General features: G+C 62.2%; 10 protein-coding genes and 2 pseudogenes. 2 read left to right on the top strand and 10 right to left on the bottom strand.

Translation table 11 applies throughout. From position 1 onward, the window contains the following. The first annotated feature begins 225 nt into the window (after positions 1–225). Positions 226–1,296 (top strand): glycosyltransferase family 4 protein, encoded by a 1,071-nt coding sequence (locus ACVIIV_RS33430; RefSeq protein WP_456747988.1) that lies wholly within the window; start codon positions 226–228, stop codon positions 1,294–1,296. 176 nt (positions 1,297–1,472) lie between these two features. On the opposite strand, the pseudogene ACVIIV_RS33435 reads toward ACVIIV_RS33430, so the two are convergent. The 5 genes and pseudogenes from ACVIIV_RS33435 to ACVIIV_RS33455 form a co-directional block, all read right to left on the bottom strand. After that, a pseudogene (locus tag ACVIIV_RS33435) lies at positions 1,473–1,696 on the bottom strand (alkyl sulfatase C-terminal domain-containing protein); the annotation flags it as partial. A gap of 87 nt (positions 1,697–1,783) precedes the next feature. Beyond that, the gene (locus ACVIIV_RS33440) at positions 1,784–3,064 is read right to left on the bottom strand and encodes a TRAP transporter large permease (RefSeq protein ID WP_456748891.1); all 1,281 of its coding nucleotides are present in this window, start codon (positions 3,062–3,064) and stop codon (positions 1,784–1,786) included. A 219-nt stretch (positions 3,065–3,283) separates the two neighbouring features. Further along, positions 3,284–3,760, bottom strand: a pseudogene (locus tag ACVIIV_RS33445) (TRAP transporter small permease); the annotation flags it as partial. Between the two features lie 149 nt (positions 3,761–3,909). Further along, positions 3,910–4,911, bottom strand: coding sequence for a DctP family TRAP transporter solute-binding subunit (locus tag ACVIIV_RS33450; protein ID WP_456747989.1), 1,002 nt, complete (start codon positions 4,909–4,911; stop codon positions 3,910–3,912). Between the two features lie 196 nt (positions 4,912–5,107). Continuing rightward, the gene (locus ACVIIV_RS33455; protein ID WP_456747990.1) at positions 5,108–5,878 is read right to left on the bottom strand and encodes a methyltransferase domain-containing protein; all 771 of its coding nucleotides are present in this window, start codon (positions 5,876–5,878) and stop codon (positions 5,108–5,110) included. Positions 5,879–6,025: 147 nt separating this feature from the next. Between ACVIIV_RS33455 and ACVIIV_RS33460 the strand changes: the two genes are divergently transcribed. Next, the gene (locus ACVIIV_RS33460; protein ID WP_456747991.1) at positions 6,026–6,769 is read left to right on the top strand and encodes an SDR family NAD(P)-dependent oxidoreductase; all 744 of its coding nucleotides are present in this window, start codon (positions 6,026–6,028) and stop codon (positions 6,767–6,769) included. A gap of 156 nt (positions 6,770–6,925) precedes the next feature. On the opposite strand, the gene ACVIIV_RS33465 is transcribed toward ACVIIV_RS33460, so the two are convergent. The 5 genes from ACVIIV_RS33465 to ACVIIV_RS33485 form a co-directional block, all read right to left on the bottom strand. After that, positions 6,926–7,522: a DsrE family protein gene (locus ACVIIV_RS33465; protein ID WP_456747992.1), complete on the bottom strand. Its 597-nt coding sequence runs from the start codon at positions 7,520–7,522 to the stop codon at positions 6,926–6,928. Positions 7,523–7,568: 46 nt separating this feature from the next. Continuing rightward, positions 7,569–8,198 carry a hypothetical protein gene (locus ACVIIV_RS33470; protein WP_456747993.1) on the bottom strand — a complete coding sequence of 210 codons (630 nt, stop codon included), beginning with the start codon at positions 8,196–8,198 and terminating at the stop codon, positions 7,569–7,571. Beyond that, a complete protein-coding gene (locus ACVIIV_RS33475; RefSeq protein WP_456747994.1) occupies positions 8,195–9,238 on the bottom strand; it encodes a TAXI family TRAP transporter solute-binding subunit in 1,044 nt (347 codons plus the stop codon). Before ACVIIV_RS33475 ends, ACVIIV_RS33470 begins: the two co-directional genes overlap by 4 nt. Positions 9,239–9,301: 63 nt before the next feature. Continuing rightward, the gene (locus ACVIIV_RS33480) at positions 9,302–10,939 is read right to left on the bottom strand and encodes a hypothetical protein (protein ID WP_456747995.1); all 1,638 of its coding nucleotides are present in this window, start codon (positions 10,937–10,939) and stop codon (positions 9,302–9,304) included. Positions 10,940–11,330: 391 nt separating this feature from the next. Next, positions 11,331–12,965: a hypothetical protein gene (locus ACVIIV_RS33485; RefSeq protein WP_456747996.1), complete on the bottom strand. Its 1,635-nt coding sequence runs from the start codon at positions 12,963–12,965 to the stop codon at positions 11,331–11,333. Positions 12,966–13,695 lie beyond the last annotated feature (730 nt).

Consider the following 13,695-nt stretch of genomic DNA (forward strand, 5'->3'; position numbering starts at 1 on the left):
ACATCGACCACTTCGCCTCGGTTCCCGGGCAAGCTCATCACGACATGCGGATGCGGACGATCTGCGAAGATGTAGTGGCAGCATCGCGACGATCTCCCGACGTGTCGAATATGTAACGTTTGGGGGAAGGAACTTCGCAGGTGCGGGAACGTTCCCTCGTCTGGCATTTGCCGGTGCCGTACAGGCGGGGGTTTCAACATTCATGATCGCAGAGGAGATGGTGAGATGCGCATCGCGCAGGTAGCTCCGTTGACGGAGGCTGTTCCACCCAAGCTGTATGGCGGCACCGAGCGGGTGGTGCATTGGTTGACGGAAGAGCTGGTGGCCCTTGGACACGACGTGACATTGTTCGCCAGCGGCGACTCGCAGACGTCAGGCAAGCTGGATGCGTTGTGGCCGAAGGCACTCCGTCTCGACGGTTCCGTGCGCGATCCCAATGCGCTGCACATGGTGCTGCTGGAGCGGGTGCGGCAAAAATGTGACGACGAGGAGTTCGACTTCCTCCACTTCCATCTCGACTACTATCCGTGGTCGCTGTTCCACCGGCAGCCGACGCCGTTTGTGACCACGCTGCACGGCCGGCTGGATCTGCCGGAGCATCAGCCGGTCTTCAACACCTTCTCCAAGATGCCCGTCATTTCGATCTCCAACGCGCAGCGACGGCCGGTGCCGCAGGCGAACTGGGTGACGACGATCCACCACGGCCTGCCGGAGAATCTGCTGACGCCCAAGCCGGCAAAACAGGAATATCTCGCCGTGCTCGGCCGCATCGCGCCGGAAAAGGGCGTCGACCGCGCCATCAAGATCGCCACTCATTGCGGCATCCCGCTGAAGATCGCGGCCAAGGTCGATCGCGCCGACCAGGATTATTACGACGAGCTGATCCGGCCGATGATCGAGAACAATCCCCTGGTGGAGTTCATCGGCGAGATCAGCGATCACGAGAAGTCGGATTTCCTGAGCGGCGCGCTCGGCCTGTTGCTGCCGATCGACTGGCCGGAGCCGTTCGGCCTCGTCATGATCGAGGCCATGGCGTGCGGAACGCCGGTGGTCGCCTTCAACCGCGGCTCGGTGCCGGAGATCATCGACGAGGGCCTCACCGGCTTCATCGTCGAGGATGTCATCAGTGCCGCGGGGGTCGTGAACCGCCTTCCGCAACTCGACCGCGCCGCGATCCGCAAGCAGTTCGAGACGCGCTTCACCGCACGGCGCATGGCGCTGGACTATCTCGCGGCCTATCGCAGCCTGACCGAGGCACAGGCGCCGCGGATCAAGCTGGTGAGCAGCGCGGAGTAGGAAGGCAACTTAAGCGCAAGCGTCATGGCCGGGCTGGTACCGGCCATGATTTGCGGAAGCGCCGCGCTCTATCAATTCGTCATTGCGAGCGCAGCGAAGCAATCCAGGATCTTTCCGCGGAGGGACTCTGGATTGCTGCGCTGCGCTCGCAATGACGGGGGACTGGGCGACAGCCCCTACCCCACCCTCGCCCGCTTCGGCTCGACGATCTCGAACATCCTTGGAAACTCGTCCATCAGGCCCATCAGCTCGGCAAGCTTCATCGGATTGCCCGACAGCTTGATCTTGCCGGCCGCAACGGCTTCCGGAAAGCTCGTCAGCTTGGCGATCGCTGGTCGAGCGTTGCGCGTGCCAGCGTGAAGCTGGCGTCCGCCTTCTCCGCCTGCACACCCTCGGTATACGCTCGCAAGACTTTTCGTGAGGAGAGAACCCCTTACCCCGCTTCGCTTTGAGGGGAGAGGGTGCACCGCTCGTGCCGCTCACGCACCTACATCCCCAGCAGCCGCGGCAGCCACAGCGACAGGCCGGGCCAATACGTCACCACCACCAGGAAGCCCAGCATCGTCAGCAGCCACGGCCACACCGCGACCGTCAGCTCGGTGATCCCCATCTTGGCGATGCCCGAAGCGACGTAGAGATTGAGGCCGACGGGCGGATGGCAGAGGCCGACCTCCATGTTGACCGTCATCAGGATGCCGAAATGAATCGGATCGATGCCGAGCTTGACCGCAACCGGAAACAGGATGGGCGCCATGATCAGGATGATCGAGGACGGCTCCATCACGTTGCCCGCCACCAGCAGCAGCAGGTTGACGAGGAGCAGGAAGCCGATCCACCCCAGGCCCTGGTCGATCATCCATTGCGCCAGCGCCTGCGGCACGTTCTCGTAGGTCATCAGGAACGAGAACAGCACCGCGTTGGTGATGATGTAGAGCAGCATCGCGGAAAGATTCGCCGACGACAGCAGCACGCGCGGCACGTCGCGCAGCTTCAGATCCTTGTAGATGAACACCGCGACGATGAAGGCGTAGACCGCGCTGACGGCGGCCGCTTCGGTCGGCGTGAACAGGCCGCTGTAGATGCCGCCGATCACGATCACGATCAGCAGGATGCCCCAGATCGACTTGCGAAACGCATCGAGACGCTCGAGGAAGGTCGCCTTCGGCATCCGCGGATAGTCGTTGCGCCAGGCGCGATAGAACGTCGTGGCCCCGAGCAGCGAGGCGAGCGCAAGCCCCGGCACGATGCCGGCGATGAACAGCTTGCCGACCGAGCTGTTGGTCGAGACGGCGTAGAGAACCATCGGGATCGACGGCGGAATCAGGATTCCGAGCGAGCCCGATGTCGTGATCACGCCCGCGCCAAACCGCTTCGGAAAGCCTTGCGCGACCATGGCGGGCAGGATCACCGAGCCGATCGCCACCACTGTCGCCGGCGAGGAGCCGGAGATCGCGGCGAACAGCGCGCAGGCGACCACGCCCGACAGCGCGAGGCCGCCGTACCAATGGCCGACCAGCGAGGTCGCGAAGGTGATCATCCGCCGCGCCACGCCGCCATGGGTCAGGAAGTTGCCAGCGAGGATGAAGAACGGGATCGCCATGATCTCGAAATTCTCGATGCCGGTGAACAGCTTCAGCGCCACCGATTCCGTTCGCACGTCGGTCAGCGTGAACATGAAGCTGAGCACGGTCAGACCAAGCGCGATCGAGATCGGCATGCCCGTGAGCATCAGCGAGAGCAGAAGCGCGAACACGATGAAGACACGCAGGCCGTGCGGCAGGGTGATGACATGGGCCGCATGAGCGAAGCACAGGGCGACGATCAGGACCGGCAGCAGCATCAAAATCCAGCCCAACGGGCTGCGCTCGTCGCGAACGACCTGGCTGGGCGTGACCGGCGCCGGATGCACCGGATCCGCCTCGACACCCTCGACGCCCGCCATGTCGTGATGCGGCAGTTCGCCGGTGCGGTGGAACGACCAGGCGACCTGCAGGAAGCGGAAGCACATCAAGCCGGAGCCGAGCGGGATGGTGAGATACACCATCCACATCGGCGCTTCGAGATCGTTGGACTGCTGGCCGGTCTGCCACATCTGGCTGACGAACGCGGCGCCGAAATAGGCGACGATGGCGGTGAAGAGCGCGCCGCACAGAAGCCCGAAGGTGATCACGCGCCGGCGCGACCCGCCGGGGAGGATATTGACCAGCACGTCGACGCCGACATGGATGCCGGTCCGCACGCCGTAGGCGGCGCCGAACTTCGCCATCCAGATGAACATGTAGATGCAGAGTTCCTGCGCCCAGGACAGGTCGAGCGCCGCAAGCCAGGCGAACGTCGCGCGCGCGGGGACGGCGAGGAAGGTCAGGCTGCGGGCTTCCGCCCATTTGGCGATATCGATCGACAGCCCGGCGCCATAGCGGTGCAGCACCGCGACGAAGATGAGCGACGTCGCAGCCGCGATCATGGTCGCGATCAGCCACTCCTCGAGATGATCGAGAAAACGATTCAGCACGCGCAGCAACTTGGTCCCCCCGGATTGGATTATTCAAGCGCAACGGTCGGGAGTGCGATCACCCCCGACCGTCGGTCGTGTTCTTATTGGGGCGCGGCCCGTCAGTTCATCTTGACGTCGAGTTCCTTGGCGACGAGATCGAGCACCTCCTGCCCGACCCGCCCCTTTGCCCATTTGTAGGTCGGCTGCATCGCCTCCTGCCAGGCCTTGCGGTCGGCGTCGGTGAGGTAATGCAGATTGGTCTTGCCGGTCTTCTTGACCTCGGCCAGCGCCTCCTCGTTCTCCTGGCGCGCGATCGAGTTGGTGTAGTCGGTCGCCTCCGCCATCGCCTTGTCGAGCTGGATGCGGATGTCAGGCGGCAGGCCGGACCAGAATTTCGAGTTGACGATGACGGCGTATTGCAGATGCGCGTGATAGGACACGGTGATGTCCTTCTGCACCTCGTAGAACTTCTGCGTCAGATAGTTCGACGCCGTGTTCTCGCAGCCGTCGACCACGCCGGTCTGCAAGGCCTGGTAGACTTCGGAGAACGCCATGATCTGCGGAATCGAGCCCATGATGCGGAGATATTGGTCGGCGACCTTCGATCCGGAGATGCGGAATTTCAGCCCCTGGAAATCGGTCGGCTTCAGCAAGGGGCGGTTGGCGGAGAGCATGTGGAAGCCGTTGTCCCAATAGGCGAGGCCGGTGATGCCCTTGGCCTCGAGCTTTTGGAACAGCCACTTGCCGACCGTGCCCTTCATCGCGTTGGCATAGGTCTGGTCGTCCTTGAACAGCCAGGGCAAGTCGAGCGCCTCGAACTCCTTGATGCCGAGCGGCGCGAATTTCGCGGTCGAGGGCGCAAGCATCTGCACTGAACCTAGCTGCAGCGCCTCGATCTCCTCCTTGTCCTTGTAGAGCGTGGAGTTGGGGTAGACCTCGATCTTGACCTTGCCGTCGGTGTATTTTTCAGCAAGCTCCTTGAACTTCAGTGCGCCCTTGCCCTTCGGGGTGTCATTGGCAACGACGTGGCTGAACTTGATGACGACAGGGCTCTGAGCCTGGGCGATGGCGGGCGCCAAGAGAACAGCCGCGGCGGCGACCGCAGCAAGCAGCTTGCGCATGAAGGTACCTCCCAACAACCTCTAACCGGCTTCTTCTTGTTTTTCAGGTCAGTAGTGGCAGCAATCCGCCACCCGAACAACTAGACCTAAGCCCAATTTGCCGCAGCCAAGCTAACTTGACGAGCGCCGTATGCGCAACCCGGCATCCGCGCGAGTCCAACGGAACGAGCGCTTATGCCGCATTGCGGCAGGGCGATCAGCCTCTGCGCTGCGCCACCATGAAGAGGCGCCGGAACGGGAACAGCGTCTGCCCCGCCGCATTCTTCGGATAAGCCTTTGCGACGCGCATCCCATAGGCGGCTTCGAACGCGACATTCTCTTCGCCCTGCAAAACGTCGAGATAGCGCGTCAGCCAGGTGCCCTTGGTCCATTCCTTCACGGGGTTCTCGCCTTCGAGCACTTGCAGATATTCGGTCTCCCAGATGTCGATGTTGGCCGACATCGGCGCGAGAAGATCGTGATAGAAGGCCGGCCCCTCGACAGGCGGCGGGGTGACGAGATGCTCCACCTTGGACCGCCACGGACCGTCAAGCGCAGTCTCGCCGATCAGCACATGCGAAGGCGCGAGAAAGTTGCGCGGCATCTGCACCGCGAGCATGCCGCCACGCGCCACCTTCTCCATCAGCGACGGAAACAGTGCCGCATGATTGGGCAGCCAGTGCAGTGCGGCATTGGAATAGATCAAATCGTATTGCCCGTCGGGACTCCAATGGCCGAGATCCTCATGTGACCATTCCACCTCCGGCGCCGCCTTGCGCCCGGCGCCAACCATCTCAGCCGAGCCCTCGACGCCGGTCACACGTGCATCCGGCCAGCGCTCCCTGATCAGCTTCGTCACGTTGCCGGCGCCGGCGCCGAGATCGGCGATCGTGCGCGGGGCAAAATCCGGAATCCGCATTAACAGGTCGACGGCGGGCCGGAGCCGATGGCCGGAAAACTTCAGATATTGCTGCGGGTCCCAGACCATCCTTCGACGCCTTTTCCTTTTCGTGTTTCCTTCGCGGTTGCTCTTCGTTACCACTGCTCGTCCGGGCCGGGCAATTCGCAAGCCGCCGGGACAGGGCAGGAAACAAACAGCAAAAACGCGAAGCAACGACCAAGAGAGCGTGCCACCATGGACCTCGGGCTCAAATCGAAAACTGCTGTCGTCACGGGCGCGAGCATCGGCATCGGCCGCGCCATTGCCAAGGGCCTGGCGGCCGAAGGCGTGCGTATCGTCGGCGTGGCGCGCCGCACCGATCTGCTTGCCGCGCTGGTAAAAGAAGTCGGCGGCGGATTGATCACGCCGTTCGAGCAGGACGTGATGGCCAAGGACGCCGCCGAGAACATCGCGGCCTTCGCGCTGAAGGAGCTCGGCCACGTCGACATCCTCGTCAACAATGCCGGCGGCAGCCGTCCCCTGCCCGTCGATGCGCCCGACAGCAAATGGGACGAGGCGATCACGCTCAACTTCACCAGCTATCGCCGCATCGCGCATGCGCTGCTGCCGCAGATGATCGAACGCAAATGGGGCCGCATCGTCAACATCACCGGCAAGTCCGAGCCCGAAGGCCTCAACGCCGCTTTCGCCGCCAAAGCCGCCGTGCACGCCTGGGCCAAGGGCCTGTCGCGCGAGATCGGCGCGCACGGCATCACCGTCAACTGCATCCCGCCCGGCCGCATCATGAGCGAGCAGATCCGCCGCAACTATCCGCCGGATTATCGCGAGCGTTTTGCCGAGGAGGAAATCCCGGTCGGCTATTGGGGCGAGCCGGAGGATCTGGCGGCACTCGCGGTGTTCCTGGCCTCACCGGTGGCGCGGTACATCACGGGCACCGTAATCCCGGTGGATGGGGGACTGCGGAGGTATCAGTTTTAGAGCGTGATCCGGCAAAGTGTGCAGCGGTTTTCCGAAAAGATCATGCTCAAACAACAACCCGAAAGCGCGATGACGATTAATCCTAATCGCATCGCGCTTCAGTGAGGGGAGCCTCTCGCCCACTTTCCGGCAAGCTGCTGCATTTGCCGGCGGACCTCACGGTTTGACGTAGCTCCAGCCCTGCTCCTGCAGCTCCATGACGCGAACGACACCAGATTTGACGACGCTCGCCTGCGGAACGAGGGCGATGTCCTTGTTCTCCGCCTTGCGCATGTTTTCCCGGGTATTGCCGCAGGCCTTGAACGAGATTTCGGGATGGCTCATGGCGAGCACTTCGATGCGCGGCTTTACCGGCGAGGTGTCATCGCGCAGCATGTGAAGGCCGGGGCCAAAGGTGACGACCTCGATCGACACTGCCTCACCGAGATCGTGGTAGTATTCGGCGACGTTGGTCGCGTTGTTGAGGAGCAGATTCATCATCGCGGGGTCGTTGGAATTGATCTGTAATATCAGCTGATGCGGCTTTTTGGCGATCTCGGGCTCTGTCGCCTGAGCCAGCGCCGCCCTGGTCACAGGGGTTTGCTTGCTCGCGCGAGTGTGTCCCGGCTTGCTCGCCTGCGTTTGTCTACCCGGTTGCTTCTGATTGCTCGCCTGGTTCTTCTCGCTCGCCTGGGCGATTGGCTGGTTGTCCAGCTCCGCCTGCGCGTGTGATCCGACCAGGAGCAGCATCGCCAGGCCGCCGCCGACTGCCATCGCCAACTTCAGATTGATCATCTTGCGTCTCCCCGTTCCATGACTATCACCTTCCCGGTCTGGCGACGGTCTGTGGCCATTTGCACGCAGCCGCCATTCTTTCACGCACGTTTTTGAATCCGCTGAGGAGGAAATGTCCCTCTTGCGCCGCGCCTGTGCGGGTGGAAAGACGCACCACGATGCGACCCTCGTCGGGTAACGACTTGAGCAACTGCACGACGTCGCCCCCGAAGGCGACGCCGGAGCCGAACGACGGCGAGGCTGCCGCAAGTTGAATTGGCGGATCGGAATTGAGCCGATAGGAGACGGCGTATTCGCTGGCGCTGCGTGAGAACGCTCGTCCTGCGACCATGACTTCGGTGCGGCCCTTGCGGCAGTGGATTGCGAGCTGCATCGCGGCCCCATCCGAGCCGCTGACAGAAGATGTGGTGGCGGTGACGATCGGCGAATAGTCGACTGGCGAGGTGGTCTCGCTGACCAGCCAGTTATTGTCCGACGGCCGCCGGGCAGGCGGTGGAAACTTGCGTGATGAATCCCGTAAACATTCAAGCTGGGCCGATCCGTCCATCGCCGAACAGGCCCGAAATGCTTCCATGGAATCGCTCGTGCTTTGCGCGTAGGCAATTCCGCAGGCAAGGTTGAAGGCGACGGCGAGCGGAGCAACGGCAGTGTTCATGGCTTCGCCTGGGCGCTGCGCGCCTGGCGATCCAGCCATTCCTGCGCGGCTTGGAAGCGGGTGAGCCCCGGGATGGTTGCGGCGAGATTGATCGACCGCCATTTCGGATCAAAGCCTGGCGCCTGCAAGCGGTCAATTCGCGAGAACAGATGGTCGACGAGGCGCGCCACGCGTTGATAGCGATTGGAGCCTGGCCGCCAATTGAACGCAACGAGCGCTGTCGGCACCGCGATGGTCGAGACCCGATCGCCCTGCTTGATCAGATTGGGATACTCGATCGCGTCCAACGTCGCGGGCAGATAATAGTCCTCGAATCGTCTGTCGTATTGGACCGGAAGAAACTTGAATCCCGCCTCCCAACGACCGCGTACGAAGGCGTCGACGGGTTTCGAGGTGATGAACACGACGGCCGATATCTCACCCTTGCGCATCCGCTCCAGGGCGAGCGGATGCGGCATGAATGTCTTGTCGACGTCGATCCCGAGGCGGCTGAAGATCAGCGGTCCGGAATAGGCGGCTGCGGTGCCCTGGGTATTGAAATTCACTTTCTTGCCGGCAAGATCCTGCAGGCTCGTGATCTCCGGCCGCACGAAGATGTGCAATTCGGACGGGAACAGGTTGAGCAAGTAGCTGATGCGGCTTTGGATCTGCGGAGCCTGGAGCTTATATTCGTCGAGCGCGTCGGAATTGATGATGGCGGTATCGACACCGCGCAAATAGAGCAGCGCATTCAGATTATCGGTGGCGCCCCGGGTGACGATCGGCAGAAGATGCAGCTCTGCCCCGTCGTCGACGACACGGGCCATTTCTGCCGCGAGACGGATCGGCGCGCCCTCGAGCAGGCCGCCGGCGAGCCCGACGGTCCAGGCGTTCATCCGGTCCTTTTCGCTCTCCTGAGGGAGCGGCCGTCGGGCTGTTTGTGCATCCGCCTTGGCGGTTCTTGCGGTTTGTGCTTCCAGGCACGCCGGTTGAAGCAGCATGGCAATCGGCACCAGCGCGGCGAGCAGGAGCGACGAGAGCGACCTTGGCACCTTGTTCATGTCGTTCCTTTCCGGATTGCCCACCGCAACCACTCGTCCCGGTAAAGATGCAAGGCCGCACTCTCAGTGATGCATTGCATCCAGTCGTTCCTTGGCTTCGCGAATACCGCTCCTCTGTGCCTTCGCGTAGAGCTCTCGCGCCTTAGCCGCCTCGCCGCGCGTTCCATAGGCCCCCCAGGCGGACAGAACCGCCGGATCATATGTCTCCGCGAGCATGAAGGTTGCCTGCGCAATGTTCTTCTCGGCAGCGAGCTCGAGGACGATCCGCGCTGCACCGATATTGCCCTGATCGAGCAACGCTCTGGCACGCGGGATCAATCGAGCCTCCACCTCGTCTTGGCCCGGACTCATCGGCGGCTCCGCTGCGATCACGTTCTGGGCCGTCGACAGGATCGGGCCTTCGTTCTTTTGCTCCACCGGGGCGTGCTCATCGGTGAGGCGCGATCCCGAGGCGAAGTCTCTTTCCCTGGCTTCGGTCCTGCTCCGCTCCTGTTGCAGCGACTGCCGCAGTTCGGCGATCTCTCGGTTCGCTGCCTGTCTCTGCTGCGAGGCCGCATCGTTCGCCTCGCGCAATTGCCCGTTCAGGATTTCGATGTCCCGGCGCGTTTCCGCAAGTTCGCCCTCCAGCGCGGCAGCGTGAGCCTGGGCCTCTTCGAGGGCGCGGCGTTGTTGCTCAGCGTTCACCGTTGCCGACCGCGCGGCGTTCTCCTGTTGCGCGACGTTCCTTTCGCGCTCCTGCTGCAGAGACTGCCGCAATTCCGCGATCTCCCGTCCCGCCGCTTCGCTTTGCTCCGCCGCCGCACCGTCGGCCGTGAGCGATCCGCGAGGTATGCCGGCAAGTTCGCTCGCGAGTGCCGCTGCGCGTGACTGCGCCTCGTAGCGTTCTTGCTCAGAGCTTGCCCTTGCTGCCTGCGCGGCGCTCGCCTGCTTCGCCAGGACGGCGCTCTTTTCCCGTTCCTGCTGCAGGGACTGCTGCAGTTCAGCGATCTCCCGCGCCGCCGCATCTCTCTGCTGCGCGGCCAGCTCGTCCGCGTTGCGCGCCTGCGCGATACGGGTCTCGATCTCGCGGCGGGCTCCAGCGAGTTCGTTCGCGGACGCGGCGCTGCGGGCTTGCTCCTGTTGAAGAGCCTGCCGCAGCTCCTCCGCAGCAATTTCCGCCGTCTGCGTGCGCTGGACCGCCTCGTCAAGCTCCCGGCGCGCGCCGGCCAGTTCGCCGGAGAGCGCGTCGCTGCGCCGAGCGTCTGCGTCGAGCCCTTCCCCAGGGCCTACCGTGCTTGCCGGCACCGCCAGCATCAGGGCCCCGGTCGTTTCGCGCTGAAGGAATGCAGGCGACCCGGTCGCGATTTCCGGCCGCTGATCAAGGCCGACGGCGCTCTCGCCATCAATGCGCGTCATTTCCGGAACCGTTTGTGCCTTGAACGGGTCGAACGCACCGAGCAGGGCCATCCCAACGAAGATGAGGGGCACCAGAACGACAGCCGCAGCGAGCGAACTGCCCGATTTCTCGTCCTCCGGATCGACATACTCGGTTTCGGGGTCCCCGGGACACCAATGGGTCGGCGCAAAGCCGATTGGAGAGCCGTCCTTCCCAACCCATCCACCCGCCTCGGCCGACCAGTGACCGGCCTCAACAGCCCCCGCCACATCGTTTATCGAGATGTTTTCTCCATCCCTGGGTGCAGTATCGATTGATCGGCGCATGTATCACGCCTCTATCGAGAGCAACTCCAATGGAGCGATCGCTCGGCCTGCTCGCATGGTCTCGGTACCCGATCAGAACACCCGTGGATCGTAATGATGTCGCAGCGCAGCGAGGCGCCAGATTTAATAAATAAATTATTAAAATCCATATAATTTCGACCGAATGCGAAGTCAAATTAAATCGCGCTCGCCAGCGTGCGGCTAGACCCCACCCGCTTGGAACGCCCGCTGTGCCGAACAAAGGCCGCCCTTCTCTATGGGAGACCTGCATCTGCAGCTCGAGCTCCGCTCTCGAACCGCTGACCAGGAGGACCATGAAATGCGGTCCGCCCCGTGGCGGCGTGAACGCTGCCTTCTCCATCAGCGATAGCTAAGCACCGAGACACTCGGCTCAGGCCAATAGCTGGTCCTGATGTGGCGCGAAGATGAAGTCTTCGGGCCTGAGCGCTTCCTCGCTATGCACGACCACGTCGTCGCCCGGACCGAACGTGATCGTACTCTCGTGCGTTGCGGGGTCGAACTGTGAGATGCTGAGATCACCGAAATCCGCGATGCCGAGAGCAGAGACATCGATGTGATCGGACCCCAAGTTCGACAGCGCCTGCCCGAAATCCTCGATCCTGTCGTGGCCGCTGTCGAAGTTGAACACAAACGTATCGTTCCCACCTTTGGCGAAGCCGAGCATCACCTGCGCATCGCCCCAGATGTCGTCATTTCCAGTGCCGCTTACCAGCTCGTCATTGCCGCCGCTTGCGTAGTCACTCATGGACTGAGCATCGCCTACGAGAGTGGTCTCGTAGCTGCCTGCCGGATGCGGATTGAGATCATCGCCGCCAACCATCGTGTCGTTGCCGCCATGCGCGTGGCCCGACATGGTCGCCGCATCCCCGTACGCCTGATTGGCGAGATGGGAAAAGACGTTGCCGCCGATATAGGTGTCGTCGCCGCCGGCAGCCCGATCACCCATGTTGCCGCCGGCATCGCCGTAGAAGACATTTTGGTCCTGCGTGCCCGAAGCCTGGAAGATGTCATTGCCGCCGTGGGCGCGATCAGACATATCACCCGCGGCATCCCCGTAGAACGTGCTTCCTCCTACGCCGGTCTTATTGAAGGTGTCGTCTCCTCCGCGGGCCAGACCAGACATGTTCCCGCCCGCATCGCCGGCAAAGACATTGCGGTCGGCGAGTGTCGCATCGCTCGAGTCGTTGAACGTATCGTTCCCGCCGGCGGCGGAAGCCGACATGTTTCCACCGGCGTCGCCAAAGACGAAATTGAACGGAGCAATCCCGCCCACAGCAAAGCTATCGTTGCCGCCGGCTGCATGCCCGGCCATGTCGCCCGCAGCATCACCATAGAGATGATTGTTGTACTCGAATCCGCTCGCGGTGAAGCTGTCATTTCCGCCGCGCGCATACCCGAACAGGCTTCCGCCGGCGTCGCCATAGAACTCAAAACTGCTATCCGGTCCGGCCTCACCAACGAATGTGTCGTTGCCGCCGACAGCGCAATTGATCAGGTTGCCGCCCGCGTCGCCATACACGACCACCGTTTGATGCCCGCCACCGGAAACGCCGAAATGATCATCACCTCCGCGGGCTTGACCGGCCAATGTTTCGCCGGCGTCGCCATAGGCATTCACTCTCACGCCGGGCGTGAGAGCCAGGGGCAGCTCGACATCGAGGCTGTCATCGCCGGCAAGGGCCCGGTCCGAGATGCTGCCTCCAGCATCACCGTACATGTTCAGGGTGAAAGTCTCGCCGGGGATGATGGCAGACGCCGGCACCTGGGCGGACAACGTGTCGTTGCCGCCCCGCGCATGATTAGAAATGTTTCCGCCTGCATCACCGAACAGGGTTCCGGATCCGGAAGTCAGCAATGTGTCGTTGCCGCCGACTGCGCGGTCGCGCAAGTCCACACCGGCATCCCCGAACAGCATGTTGGTCGAATCGGAACCGACCAGTGTTTGGGCTCCGCCGCGCTGTCGGCCGGCGAGTGATCCGCTCGTATCGCCAAATAGAATAGCCATGTGCCCCTCCCTCGTGCTTGCAGGTTGGTGCCGGATGTGGCGCTAACATTTACAACGTCTCGTTTTGTAAATTAAATCACAATTTTTAATAAAGTTGAATTATTCGTTTAAATCACGAGGCATTCCCGTACGTTGCCGGCCCGCGGTTACACGCCAAAGCCCGTACATCGCATGGATTATAGGCACAGGGCGGCGAATATGCGTATCTGACCATGTTCTCGTAGCGACCATGTTCTCGTAGCGTCTCGGAGCCGAGGAGTGACCGATGCGCATTGCATTGCCGTATTTAGGAATTGGCGTTTGCCTGTCTGTTGCGACCTGGTTGGCGCTGGGGCTTGTACTCTAGCGGCGGTTTCCCCCAGACGAATTCGCAAGCGACTTCGGCTCTCGCTCGAAAATCACGATCCAACGGCGGTTTGATCTTTGCCGTGCTCCGGGACTGCGGTCGGGCCACGTCTCCTGCCGTGCGTGTGAGCTAGTTCACACCTTGTGAATGAACCTGTGCTACCGTCATTATAGGTTTATACTCTTTTTGTCTGCTCGCCCAACGTAGGTCATTTTTTTAAAGTCACAGTTTAGGGGCGCGTCGTGTCATGAGTACTCGTGGTCAGGTGTGCGACCGTATTGTGGTTCTGCGTCAACGTGTTTCGTCGCTCACCTCTCAATTGGCAGAGCTTCAGAATCTTCGTACCCGACTGAAAAAAGCCGAGGAAAGACGAACCCGCAGACG

It is taken from the genome of Bradyrhizobium sp. USDA 4354 (assembly GCF_054060315.1).

What these genes read in the sequence shown, in the direction of transcription:
- ACVIIV_RS33430 (WP_456747988.1), top strand. Translation starts at nt 226, where the DNA reads ATGCGCATCGCGCAGGTAGCTCCGTTGACGGAGGCTGTTCCACCCAAG.
- ACVIIV_RS33460 (WP_456747991.1), top strand. Translation starts at nt 6,026, where the DNA reads ATGGACCTCGGGCTCAAATCGAAAACTGCTGTCGTCACGGGCGCGAGC.
- ACVIIV_RS33455 (WP_456747990.1), bottom strand. Translation starts at nt 5,878, where the DNA reads ATGGTCTGGGACCCGCAGCAATATCTGAAGTTTTCCGGCCATCGGCTC.
- ACVIIV_RS33485 (WP_456747996.1), bottom strand. Translation starts at nt 12,965, where the DNA reads ATGGCTATTCTATTTGGCGATACGAGCGGATCACTCGCCGGCCGACAG.
- ACVIIV_RS33450 (WP_456747989.1), bottom strand. Translation starts at nt 4,911, where the DNA reads ATGCGCAAGCTGCTTGCTGCGGTCGCCGCCGCGGCTGTTCTCTTGGCG.
- ACVIIV_RS33475 (WP_456747994.1), bottom strand. Translation starts at nt 9,238, where the DNA reads ATGAACAAGGTGCCAAGGTCGCTCTCGTCGCTCCTGCTCGCCGCGCTG.
- ACVIIV_RS33470 (WP_456747993.1), bottom strand. Translation starts at nt 8,198, where the DNA reads ATGAACACTGCCGTTGCTCCGCTCGCCGTCGCCTTCAACCTTGCCTGC.
- ACVIIV_RS33480 (WP_456747995.1), bottom strand. Translation starts at nt 10,939, where the DNA reads ATGCGCCGATCAATCGATACTGCACCCAGGGATGGAGAAAACATCTCG.
- ACVIIV_RS33465 (WP_456747992.1), bottom strand. Translation starts at nt 7,522, where the DNA reads ATGGCAGTCGGCGGCGGCCTGGCGATGCTGCTCCTGGTCGGATCACAC.